At 50.7% G+C, this 2,809-nt stretch carries 2 protein-coding genes; one reads left to right on the top strand and one right to left on the bottom strand.

Going from position 1 to position 2,809, the window contains the following annotated elements; genetic code table 11:
* Positions 1 to 121 precede the first annotated feature (121 nt).
* Positions 122 to 1,381 (top strand): peptidase T, encoded by a 1,260-nt coding sequence (gene pepT, locus DBO31_RS06890; RefSeq protein WP_150824771.1) that lies wholly within the window; start codon positions 122 to 124, stop codon positions 1,379 to 1,381.
* Positions 1,382 to 1,446: 65 nt separating this feature from the next.
* Here pepT and DBO31_RS09320 read toward each other — a convergent pair.
* Positions 1,447 to 2,809 (bottom strand): hypothetical protein (locus DBO31_RS09320; RefSeq protein WP_159897805.1); only part of this gene is annotated, 1,363 nt, incomplete at its 5' end.

Here is a 2,809-nt window from a genome sequence, read left to right as displayed (position 1 = left end):
GTAGCCCTGACTATCATGTTGTACCTCTTCTGGTGGTTCAATATTCCTCTCGGCTTCCAGGCAGACTATGTATATCCCCGCCAGATGTTCTAACGGGATATAGTAAAGGAGGAACCATCCTATGAATCCATTACAAGAAGCAATGATGCATCGTTTTTGCCGCTATGTCCGCATTCCGTCTCAGAGCAAGCCCAATGGCGGCACGCAGGTTCCCAGCACGGAATCGCAGTGGGATATGGCCCGTACGCTCATGAAAGAATGTGAAGACATGGGGCTCATCGATCTGTCTCTGTCAGATAAATGCGTCCTTACAGGCCGTCTCCCTGCCCACACTGAACAGGGCTGCGACCGCAAGATTCCTGCCGTCGGCTTCTGCGCCCATCTGGATACAGTCGATGTAGACCTGTCTCCTGTCGTACATCCCCAGCTCGTCGAACATTACGACGGCAGTGACATCGTCCTCAACGCAGATAAAAACATCGTCATGACCGTCAGTGATCATCCGGAACTACGCGACTACGTCGGCCAAGACCTGATCACGACAGATGGCACCAGCGTCCTCGGGGCAGATAACAAAGCCGCCATCACCAACGTCATGACGGCACTGCACACCCTGACCACCCATCCGGGCCTGTATCACGGCGATATCTACGTCGCCTTTGTCCCCGACGAAGAATGTGGTCTCTTCGGCTCGAAGAATATGGACTTTTCCAAATTCCCTGTCGATTTTGCCTACACCATAGACAGCTGTGCCCTCGGGGAAATCGTCTACGAAACATTCAACGCCGGTTCGGCCACAGTTACCATTCACGGTGTCAGCGCCCATCCCATGAGCGCCAAGGGCAATCTGGTCAACCCGACGCTCCTGGCCTGCGATTTCATCAATATGTTCGACCGCAGCGAAACGCCGGAATGCACAGAAGGAAAAGAAGGGTACATCTGGTGCCAGGCCGTAGAATCCAATCAGTCCAAAGCCGTTGTCAGCCTCAATATCCGCGACCACAGCAAAGAAAAATACGAAGAAAAGAAACGGCGTATTGCTGCCAACGTAGAAAAGCTGAAACAGATGGAACCGCGGGCTGCCATCACCTGCGAAATGGAAGATACCTATGGCAATATTGCCGATGCGATTACCGATGACAATCACAAGGCCATCGACTACATTTTCGATGCATTCAAGGAATTGCAGATTCAGCCCAAACCCATTGCCATGCGCGGTGGTACGGATGGTTCCTTTATCTCCACCAAAGGCATCCTCACGCCAAACTACTTTACAGGCGGCCTGAATTTCCATTCCCGTTATGAATTCCTGCCCCTTCCCAGTCTGGAAAAATCCTATGAAGTCACGATGAAACTCATTGACCTCATTTACAAAGGATAACTGTTATGATAAAAAAACTGCCGCACGAAGCAAATTTGCTTCGTGCGGCAGTTTTCGTATTACTACTATACGACAGGATCCGCAAAATATACATATACACCTTTGAGCCGTACGAGGTCGAGACCCATTTCTGTAAAAGCTGCGTGGATTGCCTTTTCAGAAAGTGATACGTTTTTCTTTGCATCACCGGCTTTGACGACGTATTGTGCCCCGTCATCAAGTGGATAAATCCGCAGGGTTACTCCATGATAATCGAGACGGAACATACCACTGCCATCTTCTGTCTGTATGTTCGTTTTGATGGAACGGCTGTGCAGCTGAGGCTGTACCGGTTCCGTGAGGCGCATGCCCGTCGGCGAAAGCTTCGTTGTTTCTCCCGCCTGGGAAACACCATAGGTGCCATACTGTTTGACTGTATTGTCCTGAACACGGAAAATCGGCATAGAAATTTCTATTTTGTGCTGTGGCCGGCCACCCTCACGGTTCCAAACATCCTGATTCGTAATATCCGGTTTGGTCTGAACAATCTGCAATGTCGCATCTCCACCGGAAACGAGATAATTCTTCAGAAAATCAGGACCGCTGAGGAATGTTCCAAAGGAATATGTACCTGGCCAGTTTGTCCGTGTATTGCCATTGAGATAGCCATGACCATAGTCACCATAATCATAGCTCAGACCTCCCGGCTGATCCCCGTTGGTCAGGCCCGTAACGCGGGACTGGGTCGTCTGTACTACACCGTACTGGGTGAATACGTCATCCGTATCAATACGGAGGGGGGCTTTATTTACGATGATGTCCCCTTCGATGGTGACGATGTAGTTTTTCCGGGCATCACTGCCATTTTCATGGACGATACCGCCACCATCCGATTCCATGTCATTGTAATACGTCCCGGCATCGGCCGTAGTCCGGCCGGCCCGGTTGGTTTCATACGCTCCGCCAGCCTTCGGCGTCATGGTCAGGCCAACCGTAGAAATAGTATCCCCGTTCACCAGATTGGGATTGGACGATTCCGTAAAGGTTGTCTTATCCGAGCCATAAGTCTGAATCATGTCGTTGGTAACTTTGATGGCTACCGGTGTCAGAGTAACCGTACCGGCCTTATCCAGCACCACTTCGTAGTTGTCCAGGGACTTATTGAAGTCCGTCGCAATGCCATAGCTGTCCAGGCTGCCATCCGTCTTGTACTTTACATCGTTGGTCCGGTCCTTACTTACGAGAGCACCAGATGTGTTGGTGATACCGATTTTAGACGTCAATTCAACCAGGCTGTCCCCGTTTTTTTCACCCTTGACCGTAGTAGCACTATCCAAATCCTTCTGAACTGCCCCGGCATCCCCATAGGCTTCCGTATAGTCGCCAGTGAACAGATGCAGTGTGGCTTTGTTGATGGTGGCATTGCCGTTTTCGATCTCGATGTTGTAG

The sequence above is a fragment of the Megasphaera sp. DJF_B143 genome (assembly GCF_900320625.1).
GTDB lineage: Bacteria > Bacillota > Negativicutes > Veillonellales > Megasphaeraceae > Megasphaera > Megasphaera hexanoica.
Note: the sequence above shows the minus strand (reverse complement) of the source record. Positions and strands in the feature narration are given on the sequence as shown.